The sequence below is a fragment of the Sphingobium sp. ba1 genome (genome assembly GCF_000743655.1).
In the GTDB taxonomy this organism is placed as follows: Bacteria; Pseudomonadota; Alphaproteobacteria; order Sphingomonadales; family Sphingomonadaceae; genus Sphingobium.
In genome coordinates this window covers 266,562-292,874 of record NZ_JPPQ01000006.1, presented here as the reverse complement: position 1 = coordinate 292,874, position 26,313 = coordinate 266,562, and the positions used below count along the sequence as shown (strand labels likewise).

Sequence of the window (26,313 nt, the reverse complement as noted above, 5' to 3'; positions counted from 1 at the left end):
GTTGGGCTTCGACAAGCTCAGCCCGAACGGCGATGGAGTGGGCTTGGTTACTCATTAGACGCGCCGTCCCTTTTCGAACATACGAAGCGGCAACTTGATTTCCTCTGCCTCCCTCTCGTTGCACAGCCGCCGATCAAAGATGGCGCGGATCGCTGGCGAGCGATCATGATACGTTATTCAAATGTATTTTATTCGTTCTCTGTCATTTTCCTATTGTGCGAATCGCGGGTTCGTTCATGATGTAGTTACCAGCACATTAACACCACAACATCTTGTGGAAGATGGCGGTAGAAAGGAGAAAATCATGAGCAAGACGATGAAGCCTGGTCAGTCTGCGCCCCGTTCGGGCCAGTACGGCATCTTCGGCCCTCGCGGCGGAGACACTGGCGCAGAGCGGACTGTGACGCGGGGCGAACCGCTGCCACCGACGCCGAAGCCCGGCATGGGTTACAAGCTGGTCGATCCGACCAAGCATAAGTAATCTGATTTAGCGGAGGTGCGACAAGACCCGGCTTATTCTTAACAAAGGCCAGCAAGCGGTAATCGGAACAAAACAGCCAGATGCTGGAACCCGTTCATAGTAGTCGGTATCGACGATCAAACCAATGCAGCGACTAACGGAAGGGCGGTTCAAAAGGGCCGCCCTTCCCTGTATGTCACAAGCAGTTGTTACTCCGCCCCCAACACGGCGCGCGCGTAGGCAAATCAAGCAGCCTTCGCCGCCCATGCCATTCACCACCAGTGATGAATATCGCCTCCCGCGCTTGCGCTTGGGAGATTTTCGGGCGTCCGTCCCCCGGACGGCCGCACTTTCCGAAAATCTTGGTCGGGACGAGAGGATTCGAACCTCCGACCCCCACACCCCCAGTGTGATGCGCTACCAGGCTGCGCTACGTCCCGACCGGAGGGCGCGCTTTAGAAGGGGTTTTGGGAAGTTGCAAGGGTTTCGATGCGGGCTTTCGCGCCCCATGTACGATTCCCTAATCATATTGCCTCCGCCCTTGCATCTGTGGTAGCCGCCCGGCCTTGATAGGCGGGCGCTGCCATGCGTTGCGCGGCCGACAGACACCAAGACGAAAGTCCCACCCATGTTCATATCGACAGCCTTTGCCCAGACCGCTGGCGGGGAAGCCTCCGGCGCCGGAATCCTGGTGCAGATGGCCCCGCTGGTCCTGATCTTCGTCGTCTTCTATTTCCTGCTGATCCGCCCGCAGCAAAAGAAGATGAAAGAGCATAAGGCCAAGATCGACGCAGTGAAGAAGGGCGACCAGGTCGTCACCGGCGGCGGCTTGATCGGCAAGGTCGTGCGCGTCGATGACATCTATGCCGATGTCGAACTGGCGCCGAACATGAAGGTCAAGGCGGTCAAGTCGACCCTGACCGACGTGATCGACCCGACCACTGCCAAGCCCGCGAACGACTGACCCCAACGATGCTCAATTTCTCGCGTGCGGCGGTGATCGCGATCATCCTGCCCCTGTTGATCGGCGTGCTGTGCGCGGTGCCGAGCTTCCTGCCCGATTCCGCCGTGGCCCGGCTGCCCGGCTTCATGCAGACGCGGGTCAATCTTGGCCTCGACCTGTCGGGCGGCAGTCACTTGCTGCTTGAAGCGTCGACGCAGGATGTCGCCAAGCAGCGGCTGGTCAATATGGAGGAGCAGGTTCGTACCGAACTGCGCCGGGCTGACCCGCGCATCGCGATCGGCGATATCTCCAGCCGCGACGGGAAGTTGAGCTTCATGGTGCGCGATCCCGCGCAGGTTGATGCCGCCGTCGAGCGCATCCGCCCACTGACGCAGGGCGCGGGGCTGACCGGCCAGCGCGATTTCGACGTGGCGGTGGTGAACAGCCAGACCGTGACGATCACCCCGACCAATGCGGGCATCGACAATGCGGTCAAGAGCGCGATGGAAGTCGCGACCGAAGTGATCCGCAAGCGCATCGACGAAATGGGCACGCGCGAGCCAACGATCCAGCAGCAGGGCAGCAACCGCATCGTCGTGCAGGTGCCTGGCCTGCAAGATCCCAAGGCGCTCAAGGATCTGCTGGGCCAGACCGCCAAGCTCGAATTCAAGCTGGTCGATACGACCGCCAACCCGTCCGAAGTGGCGCAGGGCCGCGCGCCGGTGGGCAGCGAAGTATTGCCTTATCTCGATAACCCGTCGGGCGTGCCGCTGATCGCGGTCAAACGCCAGGTGATGGTGTCGGGCGAGGATTTGACCGACGCGACCCAAGGCTATGACCAGAATAATCAGGCGATCGTCAACATCCGCTTCAACAGTTCGGGTGGCCGCAAATTCGGGCAGGTGACGTCGCAGAACGTCAATCGACCGTTCGCGATCATTCTCGACGGCAAGGTGCTGTCGGCGCCCAATATCAACGAACCGATCCTGGGCGGCAGCGCGCAGATCAGCGGCAATTTCACGGTCGAAAGCGCCAACCAGCTGGCGATCGCGCTGCGGTCGGGCAAGCTGCCGGTGGCGCTGGCGGTGGTTGAGGAACGGACGGTCGGACCGGGCTTGGGCGCGGATTCGATTCGCGCGGGCCTCATCGCATCGATCATCGCCGTGGTCGCGGTCGCGATCTTCATGTTCTTGAGCTATGGCCGCTTTGGCATGTATGCCAATCTGGCGGTCGCCATCAACGTCGCGGTCATCCTGGGTGTGATGGGCATATTGGGGGCGACGCTGACGCTGCCGGGCATTGCCGGGTTCGTGCTGACGATCGGCACCGCGGTCGACGCCAACGTGCTGATCTATGAACGGATACGCGAAGAGCGGCGGCGTGGGCGCAATGTCGTCCAGGCAATCGAACATGGCTATAAGGAAGCCAGCCGCACCATTTTCGAAGCGAACGTGACCCATGCCATTGCGGGCGGGATCATGCTGGCGCTGGGGTCGGGGCCGGTCAAGGGCTTCGCCATCGTGCTGCTGATCGGCATCGCGACCAGCGTGTTCACCGCCGTTACCTTCACCCGCGTCATCGTCGCCAACTGGGTGCGCCGCACCCGGCCGACGGACATCCATATTTAAGAGGGGCGGGAGGACACACCCATGAAACTTCTAAAGCTCGTCCCAGACAATACGAATATCGGCTTCGTCGCGATGCGGAAATGGGCGTTCGCGCTCACCGCCTTGCTGACGGTGCTGGCGGTCGGCGCTACGGCCTATAAGGGCCTCAACATGGGCGTCGACTTCGTCGGCGGCCTGATGATCGAAGCGAAATTCCCGCAAAATGTCGAAACCGACAAGGTGCGCACGACCATCGCCTCGCTCAATGTCGGCGAAAGCTCGCTGCAGCAATTCGGCGATCCCAAGACGGTGCAGATCCGCCTGCCCCTACCCGAACAGGGCGGGGCCGGGGCGGCCAATGCGGTGGTCGAAAAGACCCGCAATGCCATGACCGCGCAATTCCCCGGCGTCACCTTCTCCCGCTACGACACGGTGTCGGGCAAGGTGTCGGGCGAGCTGATCCAGAACGGCATCTTGGCGGTCGTGCTGGCGATCCTGGGCATCGCGGTGTTCAGCTGGTTCCGCTATGAATGGCAGTTCGGCGTGTCGACCTTCGTCGCGATCGTCCACGACGTGCTGATGACGCTCGGCTTCTTCGCGGTGACGCAGCTGGAGTTCGACCTCAATATCGTCGCCGCCGTGCTGACGATCGTGGGCTATTCGATCAACGACAAGATGGTGATCGACGACCGCATCCGCGAAAATATGCGCAAATATCGCAAGATGGACATGAAGGCGCTGATCGATCTGTCGGTGAATGAAACGCTGCCGCGCACGGTGATGACGTCGGTGACGATCATGCTGGCGCTCGGCGCGTTGCTGCTGTTCGGCGGCCATGTGCTGCGCGGCTTCACCGCGGCGATGATGCTGGGCATCATCGTTGGCACCTATTCGTCGGTCTATGTGTCGTCCTCGCTGCTGATCTCGCTGGGCCTGTCGCCCATGTCTTCGGAGAAGAAGGCGGCCAAGGCGAACCTTGCTTCGCAGGCCGAGCGGGTCGGGCCGCGCGATGACGGGGCAAAGCCCTGAGCGGCGAACGACGCACCGGGATAGAGCTGCGCCGCGACGATAGCGGGCAGGGGCCGATCGTCACCGGTTTTGCCGGGCGCGGTTTCCGGGTGCGCGACGATCTGTTTCCGAACGGCCTGTTGCTCAGGCCGGTGCGGGCGATGGCGTGGGACGATGCACCGACGGTCGATGCGCTGACGCTGGCGGCCCTCGGTGACCTGCTGGACGGCGATCCGCGTCCCGAATTCCTGTTGCTCGGCACAGGGGCCGGCCTGCGCCAGCCACCACGCGCCTTTGTGCGCGAGCTGGAGGCCAAGGGGATCGGCGTGGAGGCGATGGACAGCCGGGCCGCGGCGCGCGCCTGGGGCGTGCTGCGGGCGGAGGAACGATCTATCGTCGCGGCGCTGCTGCCGCTCTGAACCGCGCGATTGCGGGCACAAAAAAGGGCCGCCCGGTGGGGCGGCCCTTTTTCGTTGGCGCAAGGTACGGATCAGAAGTGGATTTTCACGCCCGCGCGATAGCTTTGATAGCTGATGTCCTTGCGCCAGACCGTCGTGTCGGCGGTCAGGTTCAGGTCCACAGAGCCGGCCCGGATGGTCAGGCCACCGCCGACTTCGCCCCAATTCTTGTCCGATCCGCCCAGCGCGAACGGCGCGAGGCTGCCGGTCCCGCCGACCAGATTGGCCAGGAAGAAGGCAGGCTGGTCGTTGAACTCATGGACATAATTGGCGGTGAGATAGGGTTTGAACCCGCCCGTATTCGCCTTGATCGTCGCGCCCAGGCGACCCTGTGCGCTGCGGATCGCATGGCGCTTGATCACCAGCGCGGCATCGCCGCCATATTCGGACAGGTTGCCAGAGCTGATATAGGCACCACGCAGCGCCGCACGGGGCACGATGCTGAACGCATCGCTGCCGAGTGCCTTGCTGAGGCCCAGTTCACCCGACAGCGCCAGTTCCTGGTCGCTGCCATAGAGGGTGTAGGGCGTGATGCCGACCGCGAAGGAGCGGCGCGAGCGAGTCGCCATCGTGCCTGCGCTGCCGACCGCATCCAGCTTCAGGCCGCCCAGATCGAACGCGCCATAGACCGTGCCCTGATAGAGGCGGGCGCGGCCCCAGTCATTGGCCCCCGTATTGCCCTTCAACTCGCTGAACGAGGCGGCGAGGCCGATGACGCCGGTGTCGCCGAACGCCTTTTCGATGCCGGCCGCCATGTACCAGCCATCGAACTGGTCGCGGCCAAGCGGCGTAGCGGTCCGCATCGGGGCGCTGTCGCCGTCAATATAACCGCCCGCCAGGAAGGCGCTGACGTCATCGGGCAACACGCCTTCGCGCGTCGTCGTGTCGTTGCTTCCACCCTGCGCCATGCCCAGATCGATATTGTTGAGGCTGGCGGCGGCCAGTTGCAGCGGCTGGCCGGTCATGGTCAGCGTGCCGCCCATCGCCCCGCCATCGATCTTCGTCAGGCGGTCACGATAGAAGCGCGCCATATTGTCGTTCAGCACTTCGGACATCGACGTCTTGAGCGCCTCGGTACGCGGTGCCATCGCTTCGAAGGTCGCCTGGACCCCGGCAACGCTCAGCAGATCCGCCTCGCCATAGAGATTGGCATAGTTGGCATAGAGCGACCGGTTCTGGTCGAGCAACTGGGCGAAGCTGGTCTGGTTCGGCGCAGCGCGGTTGACGACGTCGGCATAGAGGCCCGCGTCGATCCGCACGCTGACACTGTTGGGGCCGTAGAATAGCACGGGCTTCAACATGGCCGACAGGTTGGTCGGCGTCGCAAAGCTGCCATCCACGCCGCCTTCGGCAGTGAGGAAGGTATAGCTGTTGCCATAGCGGATCTTGGCGCCGCTCGCTGCACCGAAGACGACGCGCCCGCCGAGGGCGGCGATGCCGTCGATGGGATCACCGACCGCTAGCAGCGATACATCGCCATCGGCCTGTGCTGCGGTTATTGCTGCAGCGGCCGAAGCCTGTTGCTGGCTACCGCCACCATCGCCGCCGCCATTGCCGGTATCGGGGATTTCGCCCTCGCCGTCGCCATCGGCTTCGACGAACTGCGTTGCCCGCACCGCCAGCACGTCCGACACGCCATTGGCGCCCAGATCGATCTGCAGCGTGCTACCCGATGAGAGCAACGCATTGCCTTCGATACCAAGCGTGCCGATCGTGCCGACGCCGCCGGGCGCGATCGTGCCGAGGACGTTGGTGAAATAGGGCGCTCGGAGCGTTCCCTTGCCGGACAACAGCCCGGTCATCAGGAAATAGTCGCCCGGTGTTTCGACCGTGCCATCGACATTCACGACACCGGCGAGATGGGCAATGTCCATCAGGCTGGTCAAAGATCCGGTGGCCGTGACGTCAAGCGCGGCCCCCGCGCCGGAGATGGTGAAGCGATCGACGGTGGCGTCCATGTCCAGCGTCGTCTTGCCAGTGGCGCTGAGCGTCACATCATAATAGCGACCGATCACCCCTTGCGAGGCGAGCGGAGCGATATTGTTGGGCACGAAGCTGGTCGCGCCGGGCAGACCGTTGGCGAGAGTCGGCGTTGGCAGGACCGCTGCGCTGACTTCGCCCTCCTGCGCTTCATGAATCGCGCCTGTCAGCAGCGTGGCGTTTTCGGCATTGGGGCTGCGCTCGGCAATCTCCACCTTGCCCTTATTGTTGCTGACAACGGTCGAACCCGTGGTCGCGCCCGTCGTTTCCGCAACGGCGGGTTCGCCATCGACGATCAGCGTGTCGGTGCCGACATCATAGCAGACATCGTCCGGCCCATCATTGGGCTGATAGCAGATCTGGCCGAATTTCTGCGTGCTGTCCTGGCCGAACGCGCCTGCGCCTGGCGAGGTGGGAATGCCGTTCACCAAGGCGCCATTGCTGTCGATCACCCGATAATTGGGGTCAAGCGCGGTTACCCAATGGTCAGCATCGCTCCACAAGCCATCGCCGGCCTTGGCGGTGGCGTAGCGATAGGGATTGTTCTGTGCGATCCAGTCCCAGAACAGATAAAGCGGCTGGTAGAAGGACGAGCCGCCATAGGAGCTTTGCGGCTGTTCGAGGAAATAGCGGCTGCCGCCCGACAGGACGCCGATGATCGTCTGTTCGTTGAAAGCCTGGTCGAGGATCAGCGGACCACCCGAATCGCCGCCAGCGGTGCTGCCCTCATTGGGGAGCGCGTCATCCTTGAACAGATTGAAGTCGAACGGATTTTCACGCTCTGGATCGTCGAAATCGGTGTGATAGAGATTTTGCGTATAGCCGCCGGGCGCACCGAACAGGAAGGCGTCGATGTCATCGAGCGAACCGAGCATCCCAAGGAAGTTTTCCGCGGTCTTGCGCCGGAAGTCGATCCCCAGATTGTTGCCCGTCGTCCCGCTGCCGGTACGGCCATAGCCGGTGATCGTCACATGATAGCCGGTGCCCGACGTTTCGCTGATCGCCGAGGGCGCAGACAGGGCGGAAAAGAGCATCGTCCAGGTCGGCACGTCCGACGCGGGCGTGTCCAGCGTCGCCATCGCCACGTCGCCATAGAGGAAGCTCAACGCCGGCGGATCGAGCGAGTCGGGATGATAGGCGATATTGTTGACGTTATAGACGCTGAGTGACGTGTTGGTCTGAAAGCCGTTGCTCAGCCAGTCGATCAGGCCCGGACGGGCGTCGTTCTGAAAGGCGAAGGCGACCGGCACACCGCCGTTGACGGTGCTATAGTCCGGCGTGTCGAGGTCGTTGACGCAGTGGGCGGCAAAGATGACCGTGCGCGGGTTGATCAGCGAACCGGTGCAGACAAAGCCATCGGCGCGGTACATGATGCCGACGCCATTGACGTCGCTGCCGTCGATAATGTCGGACGGGCTTTTGCTGTCGTTGGGCACGACGGCGTGGGCCAGCGGTGCGAAGCCCAGAGCGGCGACCGCTGCGGATGCCAGAAGACTGGTGCGACCGGCACACGCAAGTAAGCGCGCACCATTCTTGCGAATGTGCATGATGTGAACTCCCCAAAGACCTGAAGGGAAGCTATGTCAGCAACAAGACGAACACAATGCGGCAATTTGCGAAACTTTCCTTATGTTTCAAAAAGGTCACAGAATGTCGGGATGCGTGCAAAAATCCAAAGTGGAATGGCGCAAATCCGGCATTTTCGGCATGGCGCTATTCGCCGATGCCTACGCGCTACTTCATGACAAAGGCCGTTAACTTTAACCTGGCGCAGCTTTTTGGCGCATGACGGCCGTCCCTTGCGCAACCGCGCCGATCCGCTTAGACATGATGGTAAGTTCCGGCTTCCCCACGAAGCTGGCGAAAAACAGAAGTGAGTTTCGGCATGGTGCAGCAAAGCCGCCCATCGCCGCAGAGTTCCGGTCCGACCGGCGGTTTTTCGGGCAAACGTGCCCGATCCGGTCAGGGCAATGGGAGCAAGGCTGCGGCCATTCCTCCCCCGTCACCATCGCGGGGTCTTGCGCCGCATGGCGCGCGTGAGCGGCGATCCTATGCCGCGATCGACCTTGGCACCAATAATTGCCGCCTGCTGATCGCCAAGCCATCCGCCGATGGCTTCATTGTCGTCGATGCCTTTTCGCGGATCGTGCGGCTCGGCGAAGGGCTGGCATCGACCGGGCGGATCAGCGATGCGGCGATCGATCGCGCCATCGCCGCGCTCTCCGTCTGCGCCGACAAGCTGCGCCGCCGTCATGTGACGCTGGCGCGTTCGGTCGCGACCGAAGCCTGTCGCCGGGCTTCCAATGGCACGGACTTCATCCAGCGCGTCTATCGCGAAACCGGCATCGCCCTCGACATCATCAGCGCGCAGGAAGAGGCGCGGCTGGCGGTGCTGGGCTGCCATGCGCTGCTGGAACCCGGCAATGGTCCGGCCCTGATCTTCGACATAGGCGGCGGATCGACCGAATTGGTGCTGGTCGATTCGAACGGATCGGCTGGGGCGCCACGGATCGTCGATTGGGTGAGTGCGCCGTGGGGCGTGGTGTCGCTGACCGAAAGCGAAGCGTTCGACCATGGCGACCGCGACGCGCGGCTGGCCGCCTATGACCGGATGCGCGCGCGGGTCAGCGAAGCCTTCGCGCCGCTTGCCCGCCGCTTGCCGCAGGGGGCGGAGGATATCCGCCTGCTCGGCACCTCAGGGACGGTGACGACGCTGGCGAGCGTGCATCTGAACCTGCCGCGCTATGACCGGCAGGTCATCGACGGCTTGATCGTGCCGTGCGAATCGATGCGGTCGATTTCCGAGCGCTTGTCGACCATGACCTTGATGGAGCGGCAGAAGCTGCCCTGCATCGGCACGGAGCGGGCCGATCTGGTGGTTGCGGGGTGCGCCATATTGGAAGCGATCCTCGACATCTGGCCCGCCGAACGGCTGGGCGTGGCGGATCGCGGGATTCGCGAAGGCATATTGCGTGGGCTGATGGACCGCGATGGGAGAGTGATGTGAGGGGCGCAGGCGTAGGCAAGGTGCGCGTCAAAAGCGCCAAGGGCAGGACCGCGCAGTCAGTTCGCTGGCTCGAACGCCATCTGAACGACCCCTATGTGCGCAAGGCGAAGGCGGAAGGCTGGCGCAGCCGTGCCGCGTTCAAGCTGATCGAACTGGACGAAAAATTCCATTTCGTGAAGGGATCGCGCGCGGTCGTCGATCTGGGCGTGGCACCGGGCGGCTGGTCGCAGGTCGTGCGCAAATTGGCGCCCAAGGCCACCGTCGTCGGCATCGACCTGCTGCCGGTCGATGCGATCGAAGGGGTGACCCTGTTCGAAATGGACTTCATGGACGACAAGGCGCCCGACATTCTGCGCGAAGCGCTGGGCGATGCGCCCGACCTCATCATTTCCGACATGGCCGCCAATACGGTGGGCCATGCCCAGACCGACCATCTGCGCACGATGGGACTGGTCGAGGCGGCCGCTTGGTTCGCGGTCGAAAATCTGCGCAAGGGCGGGACGTTCGTCGCCAAAGTGTTTGCCGGGGGCACTGATGGCGAACTGCTGGTCCTGCTCAAGAAGAATTTCACGACGATCAAACATGCCAAGCCCCCCGCCAGCCGCAAGGGCAGCGTGGAATGGTATGTCGTGGCGCAGGGGTTCAAGGGGCGACCCGATGAACCTGCGCGCGACCGGGCGGGCGATCCCGTAGCAGAATAGCAGCCGGAAGGCTGGCGGGCACGGGATAGGAAGCGGGGGTCACTTGGTCGCAACGGTATCGACGGTCGCCTATCTGGGGCTGGAGGCGCGGGCCGTCGAGGTGCAGTGCCAGCTCGTCCCCGGCCTGCCCAATTTCATTGTCGTGGGATTGCCCGACAAGGCGGTGGCCGAAAGCCGCGAGCGGGTGCGCAATGCGATCGCCGCTATCGGCCTGTCGCTGCCGCCCAAGCGGATCACTGTTAACCTCTCGCCCGCCGACTTGCCCAAGGAAGGATCGCATTTCGACCTGCCGATCGCCCTCGCATTGCTGGGGGCCATGGGCGTGATCGATGCCGAAACGCTGTCGGGCTATGTCGTGGTCGGCGAACTGGGGCTGGACGGGCGCACCGCGCCGTCGCCCGGCGTGTTGCTGGCGGCGCTGCATGCGGGCGGGCAGGATATGGGGCTGGTCTGCCCGGTCGCGCAGGGGGCGGAGGCCGCCTGGGCAGGGCAGGTCGAAGTCGTCGCCGCACCTGACCTGCTAAGTCTGCTCAACCATTTCAAGGGCACGTCGGCGCTGTCGCCGCCCCAGCCGGGCGCGGTCGAGGCACCCGTGCGGACGCTGGACCTCAAACAGGTCAAGGGGCAGGAAGTCGCCAAGCGCGCGATCGAGATCGCGGCGGCGGGCGGGCATAATCTGCTGATGGTCGGGCCGCCGGGCGCAGGCAAATCGCTGATGGCGGGATGTCTTCCGGGAATATTGCCTGAACTCACCCCATCCGAGGCGCTGGAAACATCCATGGTCGCGAGCGTAGCCGGGACGCTAGATGGCGGGCGGATCAGTCGGGCGCGGCCTTTCCGCCACCCCCATCATAGCGCGTCGATGGCAGCGCTGGTCGGCGGCGGTTTGAAGGCGCGGCCGGGCGAGGTCAGCATGGCGCATCTGGGCGTGCTGTTCCTCGACGAATTGCCGGAATTTCAACGGGCCGTGCTCGATTCGCTGCGCCAGCCGTTGGAAACCGGCGAAGTGACGGTCGCCCGCGCCAATGCGCATGTCACCTTCCCGGCGCGGGTGCAGTTGATCGCGGCGATGAATCCATGTCGCTGCGGCCATCTGGGCGATCCCGCCTTGGCCTGCTCCCGTGCGCCGCGTTGCGCCGCTGACTATCAGGCGAAAGTGTCGGGGCCGTTGCTCGACCGGATCGACCTGCATGTCGAGGTGCAGGCGGTGAGTGCTGCCGATCTGGTGCTGCCGCCCCCCGCCGAAGGATCGACCGAGGTCGCCGCGCGCGTCGCGGCGGCGCGCGATGTGCAGACGACGCGCTATGCCGGGACGAAAGTGCGGACCAATGCCGAGGTGGACGGCGATGCGCTGGAGGCTTTTGCAGGCCCCGACGAAGCAGGACGGCAACTTCTGGCCCAGGCGGCCGCGGCAATGAAGCTGTCGGCGCGGGGCTATACCCGCGTGTTGCGCGTCGCGCGGACGATCGCCGATTTGGCCGGCGCCGAGCGGGTCGGGCGGGTGCATGTCGCCGAAGCGCTCAGCTATCGTCGCCGCGCGCCGGTGAATTAGGGGATCGGCTGGACCGTCAGCAGCGTATAGAGACCGATGGCCGCGCCGCTGGCGACGAAAGCGATCAGAAAGCGGCATATGTCGGGCCAGAAATCGGGGCGTTCCATGTCGGTCGTCTCCTTGTCGGTGACGATGCGACGGGTAGAAGGACTTGAAACCCGCTTCCAATGACAAATGACGTTAGGCGCTCTCGTTGGCGATCAGCTTGAGTTCGGCGGCAGGCGCATTGTCCTTATGCGCAAAATGGCCGTCGATCCGGCTGCCCGCCTCGATCGTGATGCGCTCATAACGAACATCACCGGTGATCCGCGCGCTGCGCTCGACCACCAACTCGTCCGCCGTGATCGATCCATCGACAAGGCCTGCCAGGCGCGCGCTTTGCGCGGTGACATGACCGATGATGCGGCTCTCGGCCCCCTGGACCAGCGCGGCGCAGCTAATATCGCCATCCACCACGCCATCGACATGCAGATCGACCGACGCGGTGACGTTGCCGCTGATCGTGACGTCGCCGCCGATCAGCGAGAAGGGGGTGTTTTTAGCCCCGGTTGCCGACATCGGCGAAACGGGCCTTGGCGATTTGCTGGACTTGGAGAACATCCTGGGCAGCCTCCAGAAAACGGCGAGGGTTGATGGGCCGGTCATTTTGCCGGACCTCGAAATGGAGATGGGTGCCGGTCGAACGGCCGGTCGACCCCATGCCGCCGATCGTGTCGCCCCGCGCCACCGCCTCGCCTACCTTGGCGGCAAAGCGTGACAAATGGGCATAACGAGTCATCAGGCCGTTGCCATGATCGACCTCGACCACATTGCCATAGCCCTGCCGCTGGCCGACATACCGCACCTTGCCTGGCGCGGCCGCGACGATCGGCTGGCCATGACGGCCGGGGAAATCCATGCCGGCGTGGAAAGCGGCGTGGCCGTTGAACGGATCGCGGCGATAGCCGTAGGAACTGGTTTCCATCGGCGCCATGGTCGGCCTGCCCGACGGGATCGACAGCAGGCTGCGTTCCAGAAACTCCATTCGCGTTAGGGCATCGGCCAGATGTTCCAACTCGCCGGTCATGGCGCCCTTGCTGCCCTTCCACGGAACGAAGGGGCCACCCTGGGCGCGCGCGGCGGTGCGAGCGAGCTGGTCGGGGTTGAGGCCGAAGCTGCGAATCGCCGCCGCTGCCTTGTCCGCGCGACGTTCTACAGCAGCGGTCAGCAGCAGGGCGAAACGGCGCTGGCGCTCTTCCAGCCGCACGAGCGGCGCGGCTTCCGGGGCCATGCTGATCTTGGCGGTCAGCGTCTCCGCCTTGCCGGATGTGTCGGCGGCGGTCGGCGCGACCATGTCCGCGTCCTTGTCACCCTCGCCGCCGAAATGGGTCTTGTAGAGCGTGTCCATGAAGTCCTGCCGGGCTTCCAGATCCTGCGCCAATTCATCGACCGACTGGCGATAGCCCTCGACCTTGTTGGCGGCGGTCGCGATGGATTTGCTCTTGGCGGCGAGCGCAGCGCGCTCTTGCGTCACCGACGCGCTGTCAGCGATCATCGCCAGCGTCATGCCGCCCCAGCCGACCAGCGCCATCGTCAGCAGGCTGAGCGTCGTGAGTTGCAGGCGGCGGGAAATGCGCAGGAACCGGACCTGGCCGCCCGATCGCAGGAAAATCTCCCGCTCTGGGCATAAGGCGGCAAGCCGTGCCCGGAGAGCAGCTGCCCTCGATTTTCGATGATGCGACAATGACGACCCCGTAGCTCTTTTCGAGTCGGGCCGATAGCAAAGCCGGGCCACCCGCGCGAATCCACCGTTACGTAGACGTGACGAGTTGAGTGATGCGCGCGACTAAATGATCCCTGCGATTGTTTGTTCCCTCATAAATGCGATTTTTTGAACTCGCGCCTCAGCCGAGATCGGCCTGTGCTGTCGTTGCGAGCAGGCGGGTGACGGCCGCCGCAGGTATGGCCGGGCTGAAATGATAGCCCTGCCCATAATGACATCCGCCCGCCCGCAGATAATCGACCTGCCGACTATTCTCGACCCCTTCCGCCACCGTGCGGATGCCAAGGCTAAAGGCAAGGTTGAGGACGGTGCGGACGATGGCGGCGTCATCCGGGTCGGTTTCCAGGTCGCGCACGAAACGCTGGTCGATCTTGATGATGTCGATCGGAAATTGTTTGAGATGGGAGAGGGAGGCATAGCCGGTGCCGAAATCATCGAGGGCGATGCTGACCCCGGCATCGCTCAGTCGGTTGAGGGCGCGCCCGACCCGTTCGGCGTTGCGGCCCAAAAAGACCGATTCGGTCACTTCCAGTTCCACCGTCGAAGGCGGCAGGCCCGCATCCGCCAGCCGTTGCAGCAGGCGATCGGCAAAGGCATCGTCGTTCAGGTCCGCGCCGGACCCGTTGAACGCAATGGGGCCGACCGTCACGCCCGCGTCGCGCCAGCGCACGCAATCGGCGATGATGCGGTCGATCATCATCATGGTGATGATGGGGCCAAGTTCAGGATGTTCGAAGGCGGATGCGATCTCGCCGGGCATAATGACTTTGCCGTCCGCGGTCGGGCAGCGGAACAGCGCTTCGAACCCGACGATCGCCCCGCTATCGAGCGCGATCTTGGGCTGATACCAGGGGCAGGGCCGCTCATGCGCCAGGATATGGCGCGCCCGGTCCAGCATTGCGGCCTCACGCTCCCAGCTTTCCAGCAATTCAGGACCGAACAGCGTTGCGCGGCCCCGCCCGCTATTCTTGGCATGATAGAGGGCGATGTCGGCATGTTTGACCAGAGCGGTGACATCGTCGCCATGGTCGGGGAACAGCGCGACGCCGATGCTCACCCGGCATTCCATCGGCCGCCCACGATAGCTGAGCGGGGCGTGAAGATGCTCGGTGATACGGCGCAATATCGGTTGCACCGACTCGGCGTCGGGCAGGCGGGTCAGCAGCACGGCAAATTCGTCCCCGCCCATGCGCGCCACCAGATCGCCGGGGCGCAGCGCGTGCCGCAAGCGTCCGGCCACGGCGCACAGCAGGGCATCGCCAGCGTCATGACCGGCCGTATCATTCACGCGCTTGAACTCGTCCAGGTCGATCAACAGCACGGCCAGTTGCGCCCTCTTGGTCGGCGCGGCGGTCGCCTGCGTCACCGCTGCCATGAAATGCGCGCGGTTCGCCAGGCCTGTCAGCGCATCCGACATCGCCAGCCGTTCCAGATTCTGTTCGATTTCCTTGCGTTCGGTGATGTCGACCACGCTGGTCATGAAGCAGGCTTCATCGTCGATCACGATGGGCCGGGACGACAGCAACGCATTGCGAATGGCGCCATCACCACGGCGCAGACGGCATTCGAAATTATCGATCGCCTCCCCCTGTCGCAGCCGGGCGAACAGATCGTCGCGTACCGGCAGATCGACATAGGTTTGCTCGACATTGGTCAGCGAAACTGGGCCGCCAGCCGCATGCGCCTCCAGTGCGGCGCGGTTGATCCGCACGATGCTGCCGTCATAGCGTGTCACTAGCAGCGGCAGGGGGACGGCCATGAACATATGTTCCAGCGTATCCCGGCTGTTGGCGAGCGCAGCCTGGGCTTCGCGCGCGGCGAGGCCAGCCTTCCATTCCTTGCGCTGGAGCCGATTACCACGCGCGATCGCGATCCACATGCCGAAATGCAGCATCACCATCGCCAGGATCATGCCAGGCACGGTGGCCGACAGCGGGGCGGGGGTCAGATAGCCGATCAACAGCGCGATGCCGCAGGCCAGCCCGCCACCGACATTGCCGCGAAAGCTGGTCGGCACGACGAGGTAGAAGACCAGCGGAAGCATAACCAGCACGAAGACGGCTATGTCGCTGCGCGAACTGACGAGGAAGGCGACACCGACGGCGATGACCGCCTGCCAGGCAAAGCAGATGCGTTCGACCGCGCGGAAGCTGGTCATACGATGGCTGACCGAGAGGCAGGCCAGCGACCAGAGGATGACGACGATGCGCGCAGGCACCGCAACCCAGAAATGATCGGTTCCGGCAAAGCGCCAGTCGCTCATCAGGAACAGGGTATTGAGGACGGCCGATAGCGCGAACAGGATTTGGGCGTGCCCGCGCGACTCGCGCAAGCGCCCTTCCTGAAAGAGGCGTTCGCGGGCAGGGTCGCAAAATTCACCGGTATAGGGGGAGATGTCCGTCACATTTTGTCCATAGAAACACCATATGGGTGATTGGCCCGAAAAATAGGCGCGACAGGGTTATCAAAACCCTAACCACGCCGGGGCGAGGCACGGAAAATCACGGGTGTAGCGCCGCCCCGTCGCGACGCTTGACCCTTTGCCCGCGCAGGGCTATAGGCCCGGCTGCCCAGCGACCTGTCGCGTCGAGACTCGTCTTTTCTCGCCATTGCTGGGTGCTATTAGAGCTGAACATTGCCGGGTGCTCTTGCGGCTCCAGGGGGGTTTTATGCCCACCGGGGCCTTTGCTGTTTGGATGACGTCTGTTTTCCAAGCGGCTCGCAACACGGGGATGCCACGGTAAAGTAACTGAAAAAGGTGAAGGGCTTCATGCCAACAATCAACCAGCTGGTCCGCAAGGGCCGCGAACCGCAGAAGGCCAAGTCCAAGGTCCCTGCCATGGATGCGAACCCGCAAAAGCGTGGCGTTTGCACCCGCGTCTACACGACGACTCCGAAGAAGCCGAACTCGGCGCTCCGCAAGGTGGCGAAGGTGCGTCTGGTCAACCAGCGCGAAGTCATCACCTACATCCCCGGTGAAGGCCATAACCTTCAGGAACATAGCGTTGTTTTGATCCGTGGCGGTCGTGTCCGCGATCTTCCCGGCGTGCGCTATCACGTTCTTCGCGGCGTTCTGGATACCCAGGGCGTCAAGGATCGTAAGCAGAGCCGTTCGAAGTACGGCGCGAAGCGTCCGAAGTAAGGGGAGACCAAGAATATGTCACGTCGTCGTCGCCCCGAAAAGCGCATCATCCTGCCCGATCCCAAATATGGCGATATCGTGCTGTCCAAGTTCATGAACTCGATCATGCAGGACGGTAAGAAAGCCGTTGCTGAGTCCATCGTCTATGGCGCTCTCGAAACTGTCGAGACCCGCGCCAAGAAGGACCCGATCGGCATGTTCCATGACGCGCTGAACAACATCAAGCCGGGCATCGAAGTTCGCAGCCGCCGCGTTGGCGGTGCGACCTATCAGGTTCCCGTCGAAGTGCGTCCCGAACGCTCGCAGGCGTTGGCCATCCGTTGGCTGATCACCGCCGCGCGCAACCGCAGCGAAACCACGATGGCCGCGCGCCTGTCGGGTGAGCTGATGGACGCCGCCAACAATCGCGGCAATGCCGTCAAGAAGCGCGAAGATACGCACCGGATGGCCGAAGCCAACCGTGCCTTCTCGCACTATCGCTGGTAACATACCGCTACTGGTAAAAGGCAGGCGGGCGTTTCCAATGTCCGCTTCGCTGTCCGGTTTCAAAAATTGGTCCGTTCGTCAGGGGTCTCTACCCATGGCGGACGGATTGGTTTAGGGGCCACCCAAGAACTCGAATCCCCAACCGCCGGTGCGCCGGCAACGGAGAAGCATCATGGCCCGCAGCCATCCGCTCGAACGCTATCGTAATTTTGGTATCATGGCGCATATTGACGCCGGCAAAACCACGACGACCGAGCGTATCCTTTACTACACCGGCAAGTCCTACAAGATCGGCGAAGTCCATGACGGCGCCGCCACGATGGACTGGATGGAACAGGAGCAGGAGCGTGGTATCACCATCACGTCGGCTGCGACCACCTGCATCTGGAACGACCACCGCCTGAACATCATCGACACCCCCGGCCACGTCGACTTCACCATCGAAGTCGAGCGTTCGCTGCGCGTGCTCGATGGCGCGGTCGCCGCGTTCGACGGCGTTGCGGGCGTTGAGCCGCAGTCGGAAACGGTGTGGCGCCAGGCGGACAAGTATAAGGTTCCGCGGATGTGCTTCATCAACAAGCTCGACCGTACCGGCGCCAATTTCTATTATTGCGTGCAGACGATCATCGATCGCCTGGGTGCCATCCCCGCCGTTCTGTATCTCCCCATCGGTGCAGAGAGCGAGTTCAAGGGTCTGGTCGATCTGGTCGAAAACCGTGCGATCATCTGGAAGGATGAGAATCTCGGCGCTGAATTCTCCTATGAGGAAATTCCCGACGATCTCGCCGACAAGGCTGCCGAATATCGCGAAAAGCTGATCGAACTGGCCGTCGAGCAGGACGACGAGGCGATGGAAGCCTATCTCGAAGGCAATCTGCCCGACGTCGCGACGCTCAAGAAGCTGATCCGCAAGGGCACGCTGGCCCAGTCGTTCGTCCCCGTGCTGTGTGGTTCGGCGTTCAAGAACAAGGGCGTTCAGCCCCTGCTCGACGCGGTCGTCGACTATCTGCCTTCGCCGCTCGACATTGAGGACGTGCAGGGCATCAACCCCGACAACGACCAGCCCGACAGCCGTGCGACCGCAGATGATGCGCCGTTCGCTGGCCTGGCGTTCAAGATCATGAACGATCCGTTCGTCGGCTCGCTCACCTTCCTGCGCGTCTATTCCGGCACCCTGACCAAGGGCACCTATCTGAACTCGGTCAAGGACAAGAAGGAAAAGATCGGCCGCATGCTGCTGATGCATGCCAACAGCCGTGAAGATATCGATGCGGCTTATGCCGGCGACATCGTTGCGCTGGCCGGCATGAAGGAAACCACCACCGGGGATACGCTGTGCGCCGAGCGCCAGCCGATCATCCTGGAACGGATGGAATTCCCTGAGCCGGTCATCGAATTGTCGGTGGAACCCAAGACCAAGGCCGACCAGGAAAAGATGGGCGTCGCGCTCAATCGTCTGGCCGCCGAGGATCCGTCCTTCCGCGTTTCGACCGATCACGAATCGGGCCAGACCATCATCAAGGGCATGGGCGAGCTTCACCTCGAAATCCTGGTCGACCGCATGAAGCGCGAGTTCAAGGTCGAGGCGAATGTCGGTGCGCCGCAGGTGGCCTATCGCGAATATCTCAAGAAGGCCGTCGACGTCGACTATACCCATAAGAAGCAGTCGGGCGGCACCGGCCAGTTCGGCCGCATCAAGGTGAAGGTCACGCCGGGCGAGCGCGGCGCGGGCATCATCTTCAAGGATGAGATCAAGGGCGGTAATATTCCCAAGGAATATATCCCGGCGATCGAAAAGGGCATGCGCGAAACGGCCGCTACCGGCTCGCTCATCGGCTTCCCGATCATCGATTTCGAAATCAACCTGTATGACGGCGCCTATCATGACGTCGACTCGTCGGCCCTGGCGTTCGAAATCACCGGTCGCGCAGCGATGCGTGAAGTCGCGCAGAAGTCGGGCATCACGCTGCTCGAACCGATCATGAAGGTCGAAGTCGTCAGCCCCGAAGAATATTTGGGCGACGTGATCGGTGATATGAACAGCCGTCGTGGCCAGATCCAGGGCACCGACACCCGTGGTAATGCACAGGTCGTCGAAGCGATGGTCCCGCTGGCCAACATGTTCGGCTATGTGAACTCGCTGCGTTCGTTCACCCAGGGGCGTGCGAACTATTCGATGACCTTCTCGCACTATGATGAAGTGCCGCAGAATGTCGCGGACGAAGTCAAGGCGAAGATGGCCTGATGAATTTCCCCGGCCGAGCCGTGCAAGCGGCTCGGTTAGGGGCTGGTAATCTGCAAATTTGCTGCTATGGACGCGCCTTCGCGAGGCGCGGCCGAGCGGTCAGACCCAAGCTGATTTTGATTAGAAGGTAGGATAAAATGGCTAAGGCTAAGTTTGAGCGGAATAAGCCGCACTGCAACATCGGCACCATCGGTCACGTCGACCATGGCAAGACCTCGCTGACCGCAGCGATCACCAAGGTGCTGGCCGAAACCGGCGGCGCCACGTTCACCAGCTACGACAACATCGACAAGGCGCCTGAAGAGCGCGAGCGCGGCATCACCATTTCGACCGCGCACGTCGAATATGAAACCGAAGCGCGCCACTATGCGCACGTCGACTGCCCCGGTCACGCTGACTATGTGAAGAACATGATCACCGGTGCGGCGCAGATGGACGGCGCGATCCTGGTCGTGTCGGCCACCGACGGCCCGATGCCGCAGACCCGTGAGCACATTCTGCTCGCCAAGCAGGTCGGCGTTCCCCAGCTCGTCGTGTTCATGAACAAGGTCGACCTCGTTGACGACGCCGAAATTCTGGAACTGGTCGAGCTGGAAATCCGCGAGCTGCTGAGCAGCTATGATTTCGACGGCGACAACATCCCCGTCATCCCCGGTTCGGCCGTTGCCGCGCTGCAGGACAAGACCCCCGAAATCGGCCATGACGCCGTGCTGAAGCTGATGGCTGCCGTTGACAGCTGGATCCCGCAGCCTGAGCGTCCGATCGACAAGCCCTTCCTGATGCCGATCGAAGACGTGTTCTCGATCTCCGGTCGCGGCACCGTCGTCACCGGCCGCGTCGAAACCGGCATCGTCAAGGTTGGCGAAGAAGTCGAAATCGTCGGCATTCGCGACACCCGCAAGACCACGGTCACGGGCGTTGAAATGTTCCGCAAGCTGCTCGACGAAGGTCGTGCAGGCGACAATATCGGCGCGCTGGTTCGTGGCGTTGGTCGTGAAGACGTCGAGCGTGGCCAGGTTCTGGCCAAGCCCGGTTCGGTCATGCCGCACACCGAGTTCGACGCTGAAGTGTACGTGCTGTCGAAGGAAGAGGGTGGCCGTCACACGCCGTTCTTTGCCAACTATCGTCCGCAGTTCTACTTCCGCACCACGGACGTCACCGGCGAAGTCATCCTGCCTGAGGGCACCGAGATGGTCATGCCTGGCGACAACGTGAAGCTCGGCGTCAAGCTGATCGCGCCCATCGCGATGGACCCAGGTCTGCGCTTTGCCATCCGTGAAGGCGGTCGTACCGTCGGCGCAGGGGTTGTCGGCACGATCTCGAAGTAATATAGGCACCGCAGCGGCGCGAATCGCCTGATTCGCGCCGCTCGGATTTTTACCGCCTCGGATCGTCTTTCTCCGGCTCTAGCGAGCTAGAAGGACAGATTAAGAGGCGGTTGTTTTTTGGCTCTTTCGCATCGGTACAGGAATATGGACAGCAACATCCGCATTCGCCTTAAGGCGTTCGATCATCGCGTGCTTGATCAGGCGACCGGCGACATCGCCGACACCGCACGCCGCACTGGCGCTCTCATCCGCGGTCCCATTCCCCTTCCGACGCGCATCGAAAAGTTCACGGTCAACCGTGGTCCGCACATCGACAAGAAGTCGCGCGAGCAGTTTGAGGTTCGCACCTACAAGCGTATGCTTGACATTGTGCAGCCGACGCCGCAGACGGTCGATGCGCTGATGAAGCTGGACCTGGCTGCCGGCGTGAACGTAGAAATCAAGCTGGCCTAAGGCGAGCAAGTCCCTGCCTTCTGTAACAAGTCGGCAGGGTATCGGGTATTCCGGGAAACTGGAAGCTCACACGACACAAGGGATACCGCACAGCGCCGGGCAACTGGCAAGTCTGTGGTTCTGGTCCCCCGTCGCTGGTCCCGAGAGGGGTTGGCATCCAACCCGGACGGGGTGATCTGCATATTTGGGTTGGCCGCTAGGGAATGATCCCGAGCGGTTTTTTTCGTTGGATACGCCCGCCGGCGTCAGTTTCTTTTTAAGGCTTAGGCGGGCCTCTATTGGGAGTATGGATCATGCGCACTGGCGTGATCGCTAAGAAAGTCGGGATGACCCGCCTGTTCCAAGAGGACGGGCGTCACGTGCCGGTTACGGTTCTGGCCCTTGAAGGCAACCAGGTCGTGGCTCGCAAGGATGTGGACAGCGACGGCTATATTGCCGTGCAGCTGGGTGCCGGCGTAGCGAAGGTTAAGAATGTCGCCAAGCCGCAGCGCGGTCACTTCGCCAAGGCGGAAGTGGAGCCGAAGGCGCGTCTGGTAGAATTCCGTGTCGCCGAGGATGCACTCCTCGATGTCGGCGTGGAAATCGCCGCGGATCATTTCATCGACGGCCAGCTCGTCGATGTGTCGGGTCACACCCAGGGTAAGGGCTTTGCCGGCGCTATGAAGCGTTGGGGCTTCGGCGGTATGCGCGCCACCCACGGCGTGTCGATCAGTCACCGTGCCCATGGTTCGACGGGTAACCGTCAGGATCCAGGCCGCGTCTTCAAGAACAAGAAGATGGCCGGTCATATGGGTGATCGTGAACGCACGCAGCAGAACCTCGAAATCGTCCGCACGGACGTCGAGCGCGGTCTGCTGTTCGTCAAGGGCAGCGTGCCCGGTGCCAAGGGCACCTGGCTGACCGTCAAGGATGCCGTCAAGGTGCCCCGTCCGGCCGACGTTCCCTATCCCGCCAGCCTGAAAAAGGCTGACAACAGCAACGACAGCGCTCCCGCTGATACCCCGGCTGAAGAAGTCGCGGCAGTGGAAGCGACCGAAGGCCAGGAGGGCTAAACCATGAAGGTCAAGGTACAGACCCTCGACGCAGCGGAAGCTGGCGATCTGGAGCTGAACGATGCCGTATTCGGTGTCGAGCCCCGCGCCGACATCCTGCACCGTGTCGTCACCTGGCAGCTCGAAAAGCGTCGCGGTACGGCCCGCGGCACCCGCGAGCGTAGCGATGTTGCCCGCACGGGTAAGAAGTTCGGTCGCCAGAAGGGCGGCGGTACGGCTCGTCACGGCGATCGCCGCGCGCCGGTGTTCATCGGTGGTGGTAAAGCCCACGGTGCCCGCGTTCGTGACTTCAATCCCTCGCTGAACAAGAAGGTTCGCGCGCTGGGCCTGAAGATGGCGCTCTCGTCGAAGGTGAAGGACGGTTCGCTGTTCATCATCGACAGCCTCGACGTCGCCGAAGGCAAGACCAAGGCGCTGGTCGCCAATCTTGCCAAGCTGAACCTGACCAAGGTGCTGTTCATCGACGGCGACGCGGTCAACATCAGCTTCGCCAAGGCGTCGGCCAACATCATCGGCGTGGACTTGCTGCCGGCCGTCGGTGCCAATGTCTACGACATCCTGAAAGCCGACTCGCTGGTGCTCACCCGCGCCGCTGTCGAAAAGCTGGAGGCCCGTTTCAATGGCTAAAAAGCAAGCCGCAACGGTCGACAACCGTCATTATGACGTGGTTGTCGCCCCGCACATCACTGAGAAGTCGACCCTTCTCAGCGAATTCAACGCTGTGGTCTTCAAGGTGGCGGGCGATGCCTCCAAGCCTGAGATCAAGGCCGCTGTCGAAGCGATCTGGGGTGTCGACGTCAAGAGCGTGAATACGCTCGTGACGAAGGGCAAGACCAAGAAGTGGAAGGGCAAGCCCTACACCCGCTCCGACGTCAAGAAGGCGATCGTCCGCCTGGCCGAAGGCCAGTCGATCGACATCACCGAGGGAGTGCGCTAACCATGGCGCTGAAGCATTATAACCCGACGAGCCCCGCCCAGCGCGGCCTCATTCTCGTCGACAAGTCCAGCCTGCACAAGGGCAAGCCCGTCAAGGCGCTGACCGAAGGCAAGCGCAAGACCGGTGGCCGCAACAACAAGGGTCATGTGACCTCGCGTGGTATCGGTGGCGGTCATAAGCAGCGCTATCGTATCATCGATTTCAAGCGTCGCTTGTGGGATGTCGAAGGTACGGTCGAGCGTCTGGAATATGACCCCAACCGTACCGCGTTCATCGCGCTGGTCAACTATCCCGACGGTACGCAGGCCTATATCATCGCGCCGCAGCGCCTCGCTCCTGGTGACAAGGTCATCGCGGGCAAGAAGACCGACGTGAAGCCGGGCAACGCGATGGAACTGGGTCAGATGCCGGTTGGCACGATCATCCACAATATCGAGATGAAGCCGGGCAAGGGCGCACAGCTCTGCCGTTCGGCGGGTACCTATGCCCAGCTCGTTGGTCGTGATCGTGGCATGGTGATGATCCGCTTGTCTTCGGGTGAGCAGCGTTACATCCGTTCGGATTGCATGGGCACCATCGGCGCCGTCAGCAACCCCGACAATGGCAACACCAACCTCGCCAAGGCAGGCCGCAACCGTTGGAAGGGCATCCGCCCGCTGACGCGCGGTGTCGCCAAGAACCCGGTCGATCACCCTCATGGTGGTGGTGAAGGCCGGACTTCGGGCGGCCGTCATCCGGTTACGCCTTGGGGCAAGCCGACCAAGGGTGCCCGCACCCGTCACAACAAGTCGACCGACAAGATGATCATCCGGTCGCGTCACGCCAAGAAGAAGAGGTAATCCGCGATGGCTCGTTCCGTCTGGAAAGGTCCGTTCGTGGACCTCAGCCTTCTGAAGAAGGCAGAAACCGCGCAGGAAGCCGGTGGCCGTGCGCCGATCAAGACTTGGTCGCGTCGTTCCACCATCCTGCCCCAGTTCGTTGGCCTGACGTTCAGCGTCTATAACGGCCGCAAGCATGTTCCGGTGTCCGTGAACGAGGATATGGTGGGTCATAAGCTGGGCGAATTCGCTCCGACCCGCTTCTTCCCCGGCCACGCTGCCGACAAGAAGGGCAAGCGCTAATGAGCAAGGAAAAGGCTCCCCGTCGCGTCGCCGACAATGAGGCTCTGGCCGTCGGCACGCAGATCCGTGGTTCGGCCCAGAAGCTGAACCTGGTTGCCACGCTCATCCGCGGCCACAAGGTCGAGGACGCGCTGAACATCTTGGCCTTCTCCAAGAAGGCGATGGCAGTGGACGTGCGCAAGGTGCTGGCTTCGGCCATCGCCAACGCGGAAAACAACCATAATCTGGACGTCGACGCCCTGATCGTGGCCGAAGCATCGGTAGGCAAGGCGTTCACGCTGAAGCGTTTCCATGCGCGTGGCCGTGGCAAGTCGACCCGGATCCTCAAGCCCTACAGCCGCGTGCGCATCGTCGTGCGTGAAGCTGGCGAAGAAGCGGAGGCGTAAGCACATGGGTCACAAGAGCAATCCGATCGGTCTGCGTCTTCAGATCAACCGCACCTGGGACAGCCGCTGGTACGCCGAAGGCGCGGACTATGGCCGCCTGCTGCTGGAAGATCTCAAGATCCGCCAGTTCATCATGAAGTCGCTGCCGCAGGCCGCGATTTCGAAGGTCGTCATCGAACGCCCTGCCAAGCTGTGCCGCGTGTCGGTCTATGCTGCCCGTCCCGGTGTCATCATCGGCAAGAAGGGCGCGGATATCGAAAAGCTGCGCAAGAAGCTGAGCGCGCTGACCACGTCCGACGTGTCGTTGAACATCGTTGAAATCCGCAAGCCGGAAGTCGATTCCAAGCTCGTCGCACAGGGTATCGCTGACCAGCTCGAACGCCGCGTGGCTTTCCGCCGCGCGATGAAGCGGGCTGTGCAGTCGGCGCTGCGTCTGGGTGCCGAAGGCATCAAGATCACCTGCGGCGGCCGTCTGGGCGGCGCAGAAATCGCGCGCGTCGAATGGTATCGCGAAGGTCGCGTTCCGCTGCACACGCTGCGCGCGAACGTCGACTATGCCGAAGCCACGGCGCACACCGCCTATGGCGTGTGCGGCATCAAGGTCTGGATCTTCAAGGGTGAGATTCTGGGCCATGATCCGATGGCCACCGACCGGCTCATGCTGGAGGCTCAGACCTCCGGTGTGCGTCCGGCGCGCTGAACATAAGGTAGGTATAGCGTCATGCTGCAACCGAAGAAAATGAAGTTCCGCAAGACCTTCAAGGGCCGGATCAAGGGCGATGCCAAGGGCGGTTCCGCTCTGAACTTCGGTTCCTATGGTCTCAAGGCCATGGAGCCTGAGCGGATCACCGCGCGCCAGATCGAAGCGGCTCGCCGCGCGATCACGCGTCACATCCGTCGTCAGGGTCGTTTGTGGATCCGCGTGTTCCCCGACGTGCCTGTGTCGAAGAAGCCGGCCGAAGTCCGTCAGGGCAAGGGCAAGGGTTCGGTCGAATATTGGGCCGCCCGCGTCAAGCCGGGTCGCATCCTGTTCGAACTGGACGGCGTACCCGGTCCGCTCGCAGCAGAGGCCTTCTCGCGCGCCGCGATGAAGCTGCCCATCAAGACCAAGGTCGTTGCCCGCCTCGGCGACACCTCGCACCTGGAGGGTTAAGCCATGGCGAATGTTGCTGACCTTAAGACCAAGACGGACGACGAACTGTCGACCGAACTCAACAACCTGAAGCGCGAGCAGTTCAATCTGCGTTTCCAAGCGGCCACCAACCAGCTGGAAAAGCCCAGCCGCGTCAAGGAAGTTCGCCGGTCGATCGCGCAGATCAAAACTTTGCAGACCGAGCGTAACAGCTCGGCTGCGACCGCGAAGTAAAGGAAACACACGATGCCCAAGCGCGTGCTGACGGGAACGGTGGTTTCCGACAAGACCGACAAGACGGTGGTGGTTCGTGTAGAGCGCAAGGTTAAGCATGCGCTCTACGGCAAGATCATCCGCCGTTCGAAGAAATATCACGCCCATGACGAGGGCAATGTCTACAAGGAAGGCGAGACGGTCCGCATCGAGGAAACCGCCCCGATTTCCAAGCTCAAAACCTGGAAGGTCATCGAGCGCGTGGACACCCACAAGTCGCCGGAGGTTGCCGCTTAAAGGCGGAAACCCGGACTTTTAGGGTAGGCTCACTGATTATTTG

The 26,313-nt window shown here is 62.5% G+C and carries 28 protein-coding genes and 1 tRNA gene; 24 read left to right on the top strand and 5 right to left on the bottom strand.

Annotated features, from left to right (window positions below; translation table 11 throughout):
- Both IL54_RS25255 and IL54_RS24750 read left to right on the top strand, forming a co-directional pair.
- A partial coding sequence (locus IL54_RS25255) for a hypothetical protein (RefSeq protein WP_237748746.1) occupies positions 1–240 on the top strand: 240 nt, incomplete at its 5' end.
- A 64-nt stretch (positions 241–304) separates the two neighbouring features.
- Complete coding sequence (locus IL54_RS24750; RefSeq protein ID WP_171899226.1) at positions 305–481, top strand: hypothetical protein; 177 nt, start codon at positions 305–307, stop codon at positions 479–481.
- Positions 482–823: 342 nt separating this feature from the next.
- Here IL54_RS24750 and IL54_RS01615 read toward each other — a convergent pair.
- Positions 824–900: transfer RNA gene (locus IL54_RS01615), tRNA-Pro, on the bottom strand.
- Positions 901–1,088: 188 nt separating this feature from the next.
- Between IL54_RS01615 and yajC the strand changes: the two genes are divergently transcribed.
- The 4 genes from yajC to IL54_RS01595 are packed head-to-tail and all read left to right on the top strand — an operon-like array spanning position 1,089 to position 4,437.
- The gene (gene yajC / locus IL54_RS01610; RefSeq protein ID WP_037472426.1) at positions 1,089–1,424 is read left to right on the top strand and encodes a preprotein translocase subunit YajC; all 336 of its coding nucleotides are present in this window, start codon (positions 1,089–1,091) and stop codon (positions 1,422–1,424) included.
- Between the two features lie 8 nt (positions 1,425–1,432).
- Entirely contained in the window at positions 1,433–3,031 is a 1,599-nt protein-coding gene (gene secD, locus IL54_RS01605; protein ID WP_037472424.1) for a protein translocase subunit SecD, read from the top strand.
- A gap of 21 nt (positions 3,032–3,052) precedes the next feature.
- Positions 3,053–4,039, top strand: a complete 987-nt coding sequence (secF, locus tag IL54_RS01600; RefSeq protein ID WP_037472423.1) for a protein translocase subunit SecF — start codon at positions 3,053–3,055, stop codon at positions 4,037–4,039.
- Between the two features lie 56 nt (positions 4,040–4,095).
- On the top strand, positions 4,096–4,437 hold the full coding sequence (locus IL54_RS01595; protein ID WP_076605437.1) for an Mth938-like domain-containing protein: 342 nt from the start codon (positions 4,096–4,098) through the stop codon (positions 4,435–4,437).
- Positions 4,438–4,508: 71 nt separating this feature from the next.
- Here the strand turns inward: IL54_RS01595 and IL54_RS01590 are convergent, their stop codons facing one another.
- Complete coding sequence (locus IL54_RS01590; protein WP_037472420.1) at positions 4,509–8,003, bottom strand: autotransporter domain-containing protein; 3,495 nt, start codon at positions 8,001–8,003, stop codon at positions 4,509–4,511.
- 338 nt (positions 8,004–8,341) lie between these two features.
- Here IL54_RS01590 and IL54_RS01585 point away from each other — a divergent pair, with 338 nt between their 5' ends.
- From IL54_RS01585 to IL54_RS01575, 3 genes are read left to right on the top strand one after another with little or no spacing between them, the layout of a single operon-like run.
- Positions 8,342–9,463: a Ppx/GppA phosphatase family protein gene (locus tag IL54_RS01585; protein ID WP_037472418.1), complete on the top strand. Its 1,122-nt coding sequence runs from the start codon at positions 8,342–8,344 to the stop codon at positions 9,461–9,463.
- Positions 9,460–10,164: an RlmE family RNA methyltransferase gene (locus IL54_RS01580; protein ID WP_037472416.1), complete on the top strand. Its 705-nt coding sequence runs from the start codon at positions 9,460–9,462 to the stop codon at positions 10,162–10,164. Before IL54_RS01585 ends, IL54_RS01580 begins: the two co-directional genes overlap by 4 nt.
- 43 nt (positions 10,165–10,207) lie before the next feature.
- Positions 10,208–11,716 carry a YifB family Mg chelatase-like AAA ATPase gene (locus IL54_RS01575; protein ID WP_037472414.1) on the top strand — a complete coding sequence of 503 codons (1,509 nt, stop codon included), beginning with the start codon at positions 10,208–10,210 and terminating at the stop codon, positions 11,714–11,716.
- A gap of 180 nt (positions 11,717–11,896) precedes the next feature.
- Here the strand turns inward: IL54_RS01575 and IL54_RS01570 are convergent, their stop codons facing one another.
- From IL54_RS01570 to IL54_RS01560, 3 genes are all read right to left on the bottom strand, one after another.
- Entirely contained in the window at positions 11,897–12,274 is a 378-nt protein-coding gene (locus IL54_RS01570) for a bactofilin family protein (RefSeq protein ID WP_037472413.1), read from the bottom strand.
- A complete protein-coding gene (locus tag IL54_RS01565) occupies positions 12,255–13,286 on the bottom strand; it encodes a M23 family metallopeptidase (RefSeq protein WP_156106057.1) in 1,032 nt (343 codons plus the stop codon). The genes IL54_RS01570 and IL54_RS01565 overlap by 20 nt, the downstream gene beginning before the upstream one ends.
- Positions 13,287–13,599: 313 nt before the next feature.
- Positions 13,600–15,882, bottom strand: coding sequence for a putative bifunctional diguanylate cyclase/phosphodiesterase (locus tag IL54_RS01560; RefSeq protein ID WP_037472410.1), 2,283 nt, complete (start codon positions 15,880–15,882; stop codon positions 13,600–13,602).
- A 366-nt stretch (positions 15,883–16,248) separates the two neighbouring features.
- On the opposite strand from IL54_RS01560, the gene rpsL reads away from it, so the two are divergent.
- From rpsL to rpsQ, 15 genes are all read left to right on the top strand, one after another.
- Positions 16,249–16,620 (top strand): 30S ribosomal protein S12, encoded by a 372-nt coding sequence (rpsL, locus tag IL54_RS01555; RefSeq protein ID WP_026002556.1) that lies wholly within the window; start codon positions 16,249–16,251, stop codon positions 16,618–16,620.
- 15 nt (positions 16,621–16,635) lie between these two features.
- Positions 16,636–17,106 (top strand): 30S ribosomal protein S7, encoded by a 471-nt coding sequence (gene rpsG, locus IL54_RS01550; RefSeq protein WP_037472408.1) that lies wholly within the window; start codon positions 16,636–16,638, stop codon positions 17,104–17,106.
- A 172-nt stretch (positions 17,107–17,278) separates the two neighbouring features.
- Positions 17,279–19,351, top strand: coding sequence for an elongation factor G (gene fusA, locus IL54_RS01545; protein ID WP_037472406.1), 2,073 nt, complete (start codon positions 17,279–17,281; stop codon positions 19,349–19,351).
- Positions 19,352–19,488: 137 nt separating this feature from the next.
- Positions 19,489–20,679: an elongation factor Tu gene (gene tuf, locus IL54_RS01540; protein WP_037472405.1), complete on the top strand. Its 1,191-nt coding sequence runs from the start codon at positions 19,489–19,491 to the stop codon at positions 20,677–20,679.
- Positions 20,680–20,823: 144 nt separating this feature from the next.
- Complete coding sequence (gene rpsJ, locus IL54_RS01535; RefSeq protein WP_007686587.1) at positions 20,824–21,132, top strand: 30S ribosomal protein S10; 309 nt, start codon at positions 20,824–20,826, stop codon at positions 21,130–21,132.
- 293 nt (positions 21,133–21,425) lie between these two features.
- The gene (gene rplC, locus IL54_RS01530) at positions 21,426–22,184 is read left to right on the top strand and encodes a 50S ribosomal protein L3 (protein ID WP_037472404.1); all 759 of its coding nucleotides are present in this window, start codon (positions 21,426–21,428) and stop codon (positions 22,182–22,184) included.
- A 3-nt stretch (positions 22,185–22,187) separates the two neighbouring features.
- The gene (gene rplD, locus IL54_RS01525) at positions 22,188–22,811 is read left to right on the top strand and encodes a 50S ribosomal protein L4 (RefSeq protein ID WP_037472402.1); all 624 of its coding nucleotides are present in this window, start codon (positions 22,188–22,190) and stop codon (positions 22,809–22,811) included.
- Positions 22,804–23,121 carry a 50S ribosomal protein L23 gene (locus tag IL54_RS01520; protein ID WP_037472401.1) on the top strand — a complete coding sequence of 106 codons (318 nt, stop codon included), beginning with the start codon at positions 22,804–22,806 and terminating at the stop codon, positions 23,119–23,121. The genes rplD and IL54_RS01520 overlap by 8 nt, the downstream gene beginning before the upstream one ends.
- Positions 23,122–23,123: 2 nt before the next feature.
- Positions 23,124–23,960 carry a 50S ribosomal protein L2 gene (rplB, locus tag IL54_RS01515; RefSeq protein WP_037472400.1) on the top strand — a complete coding sequence of 279 codons (837 nt, stop codon included), beginning with the start codon at positions 23,124–23,126 and terminating at the stop codon, positions 23,958–23,960.
- A gap of 6 nt (positions 23,961–23,966) precedes the next feature.
- Positions 23,967–24,242 (top strand): 30S ribosomal protein S19, encoded by a 276-nt coding sequence (gene rpsS / locus IL54_RS01510; RefSeq protein ID WP_037472398.1) that lies wholly within the window; start codon positions 23,967–23,969, stop codon positions 24,240–24,242.
- Positions 24,242–24,628 (top strand): 50S ribosomal protein L22, encoded by a 387-nt coding sequence (gene rplV, locus IL54_RS01505; protein WP_037472396.1) that lies wholly within the window; start codon positions 24,242–24,244, stop codon positions 24,626–24,628. The genes rpsS and rplV overlap by 1 nt, the downstream gene beginning before the upstream one ends.
- Before the next feature lie 4 nt (positions 24,629–24,632).
- Positions 24,633–25,328 carry a 30S ribosomal protein S3 gene (rpsC, locus tag IL54_RS01500; RefSeq protein ID WP_037472395.1) on the top strand — a complete coding sequence of 232 codons (696 nt, stop codon included), beginning with the start codon at positions 24,633–24,635 and terminating at the stop codon, positions 25,326–25,328.
- A 21-nt stretch (positions 25,329–25,349) separates the two neighbouring features.
- Positions 25,350–25,781 (top strand): 50S ribosomal protein L16, encoded by a 432-nt coding sequence (rplP, locus tag IL54_RS01495; protein ID WP_037472393.1) that lies wholly within the window; start codon positions 25,350–25,352, stop codon positions 25,779–25,781.
- Between the two features lie 3 nt (positions 25,782–25,784).
- Positions 25,785–25,994 (top strand): 50S ribosomal protein L29, encoded by a 210-nt coding sequence (rpmC, locus tag IL54_RS01490; RefSeq protein WP_037472392.1) that lies wholly within the window; start codon positions 25,785–25,787, stop codon positions 25,992–25,994.
- Positions 25,995–26,006: 12 nt separating this feature from the next.
- The gene (gene rpsQ, locus IL54_RS01485) at positions 26,007–26,270 is read left to right on the top strand and encodes a 30S ribosomal protein S17 (protein WP_037472391.1); all 264 of its coding nucleotides are present in this window, start codon (positions 26,007–26,009) and stop codon (positions 26,268–26,270) included.
- Positions 26,271–26,313: the final 43 nt, after the last annotated feature.

Excerpts from the sequence above, each read along its gene's own strand:
- IL54_RS24750 (WP_171899226.1), top strand. The coding sequence starts at position 305 with ATGAGCAAGACGATGAAGCCTGGTCAGTCTGCGCCCCGTTCGGGCCAG.
- yajC (WP_037472426.1), top strand. The coding sequence starts at position 1,089 with ATGTTCATATCGACAGCCTTTGCCCAGACCGCTGGCGGGGAAGCCTCC.
- secD (WP_037472424.1), top strand. The coding sequence starts at position 1,433 with ATGCTCAATTTCTCGCGTGCGGCGGTGATCGCGATCATCCTGCCCCTG.
- secF (WP_037472423.1), top strand. The coding sequence starts at position 3,053 with ATGAAACTTCTAAAGCTCGTCCCAGACAATACGAATATCGGCTTCGTC.
- IL54_RS01590 (WP_037472420.1), bottom strand. The coding sequence starts at position 8,003 with ATGCACATTCGCAAGAATGGTGCGCGCTTACTTGCGTGTGCCGGTCGC.
- IL54_RS01585 (WP_037472418.1), top strand. The coding sequence starts at position 8,342 with ATGGTGCAGCAAAGCCGCCCATCGCCGCAGAGTTCCGGTCCGACCGGC.
- IL54_RS01570 (WP_037472413.1), bottom strand. The coding sequence starts at position 12,274 with ATGTCGGCAACCGGGGCTAAAAACACCCCCTTCTCGCTGATCGGCGGC.
- IL54_RS01565 (WP_156106057.1), bottom strand. The coding sequence starts at position 13,286 with ATGGCGCTGGTCGGCTGGGGCGGCATGACGCTGGCGATGATCGCTGAC.
- rpsL (WP_026002556.1), top strand. The coding sequence starts at position 16,249 with ATGCCAACAATCAACCAGCTGGTCCGCAAGGGCCGCGAACCGCAGAAG.
- rpsG (WP_037472408.1), top strand. The coding sequence starts at position 16,636 with ATGTCACGTCGTCGTCGCCCCGAAAAGCGCATCATCCTGCCCGATCCC.
- fusA (WP_037472406.1), top strand. The coding sequence starts at position 17,279 with ATGGCCCGCAGCCATCCGCTCGAACGCTATCGTAATTTTGGTATCATG.
- tuf (WP_037472405.1), top strand. The coding sequence starts at position 19,489 with ATGGCTAAGGCTAAGTTTGAGCGGAATAAGCCGCACTGCAACATCGGC.
- rpsJ (WP_007686587.1), top strand. The coding sequence starts at position 20,824 with ATGGACAGCAACATCCGCATTCGCCTTAAGGCGTTCGATCATCGCGTG.
- rplC (WP_037472404.1), top strand. The coding sequence starts at position 21,426 with ATGCGCACTGGCGTGATCGCTAAGAAAGTCGGGATGACCCGCCTGTTC.
- rplD (WP_037472402.1), top strand. The coding sequence starts at position 22,188 with ATGAAGGTCAAGGTACAGACCCTCGACGCAGCGGAAGCTGGCGATCTG.
- IL54_RS01520 (WP_037472401.1), top strand. The coding sequence starts at position 22,804 with ATGGCTAAAAAGCAAGCCGCAACGGTCGACAACCGTCATTATGACGTG.
- rplB (WP_037472400.1), top strand. The coding sequence starts at position 23,124 with ATGGCGCTGAAGCATTATAACCCGACGAGCCCCGCCCAGCGCGGCCTC.
- rpsS (WP_037472398.1), top strand. The coding sequence starts at position 23,967 with ATGGCTCGTTCCGTCTGGAAAGGTCCGTTCGTGGACCTCAGCCTTCTG.
- rplV (WP_037472396.1), top strand. The coding sequence starts at position 24,242 with ATGAGCAAGGAAAAGGCTCCCCGTCGCGTCGCCGACAATGAGGCTCTG.
- rpsC (WP_037472395.1), top strand. The coding sequence starts at position 24,633 with ATGGGTCACAAGAGCAATCCGATCGGTCTGCGTCTTCAGATCAACCGC.
- rplP (WP_037472393.1), top strand. The coding sequence starts at position 25,350 with ATGCTGCAACCGAAGAAAATGAAGTTCCGCAAGACCTTCAAGGGCCGG.
- rpmC (WP_037472392.1), top strand. The coding sequence starts at position 25,785 with ATGGCGAATGTTGCTGACCTTAAGACCAAGACGGACGACGAACTGTCG.
- rpsQ (WP_037472391.1), top strand. The coding sequence starts at position 26,007 with ATGCCCAAGCGCGTGCTGACGGGAACGGTGGTTTCCGACAAGACCGAC.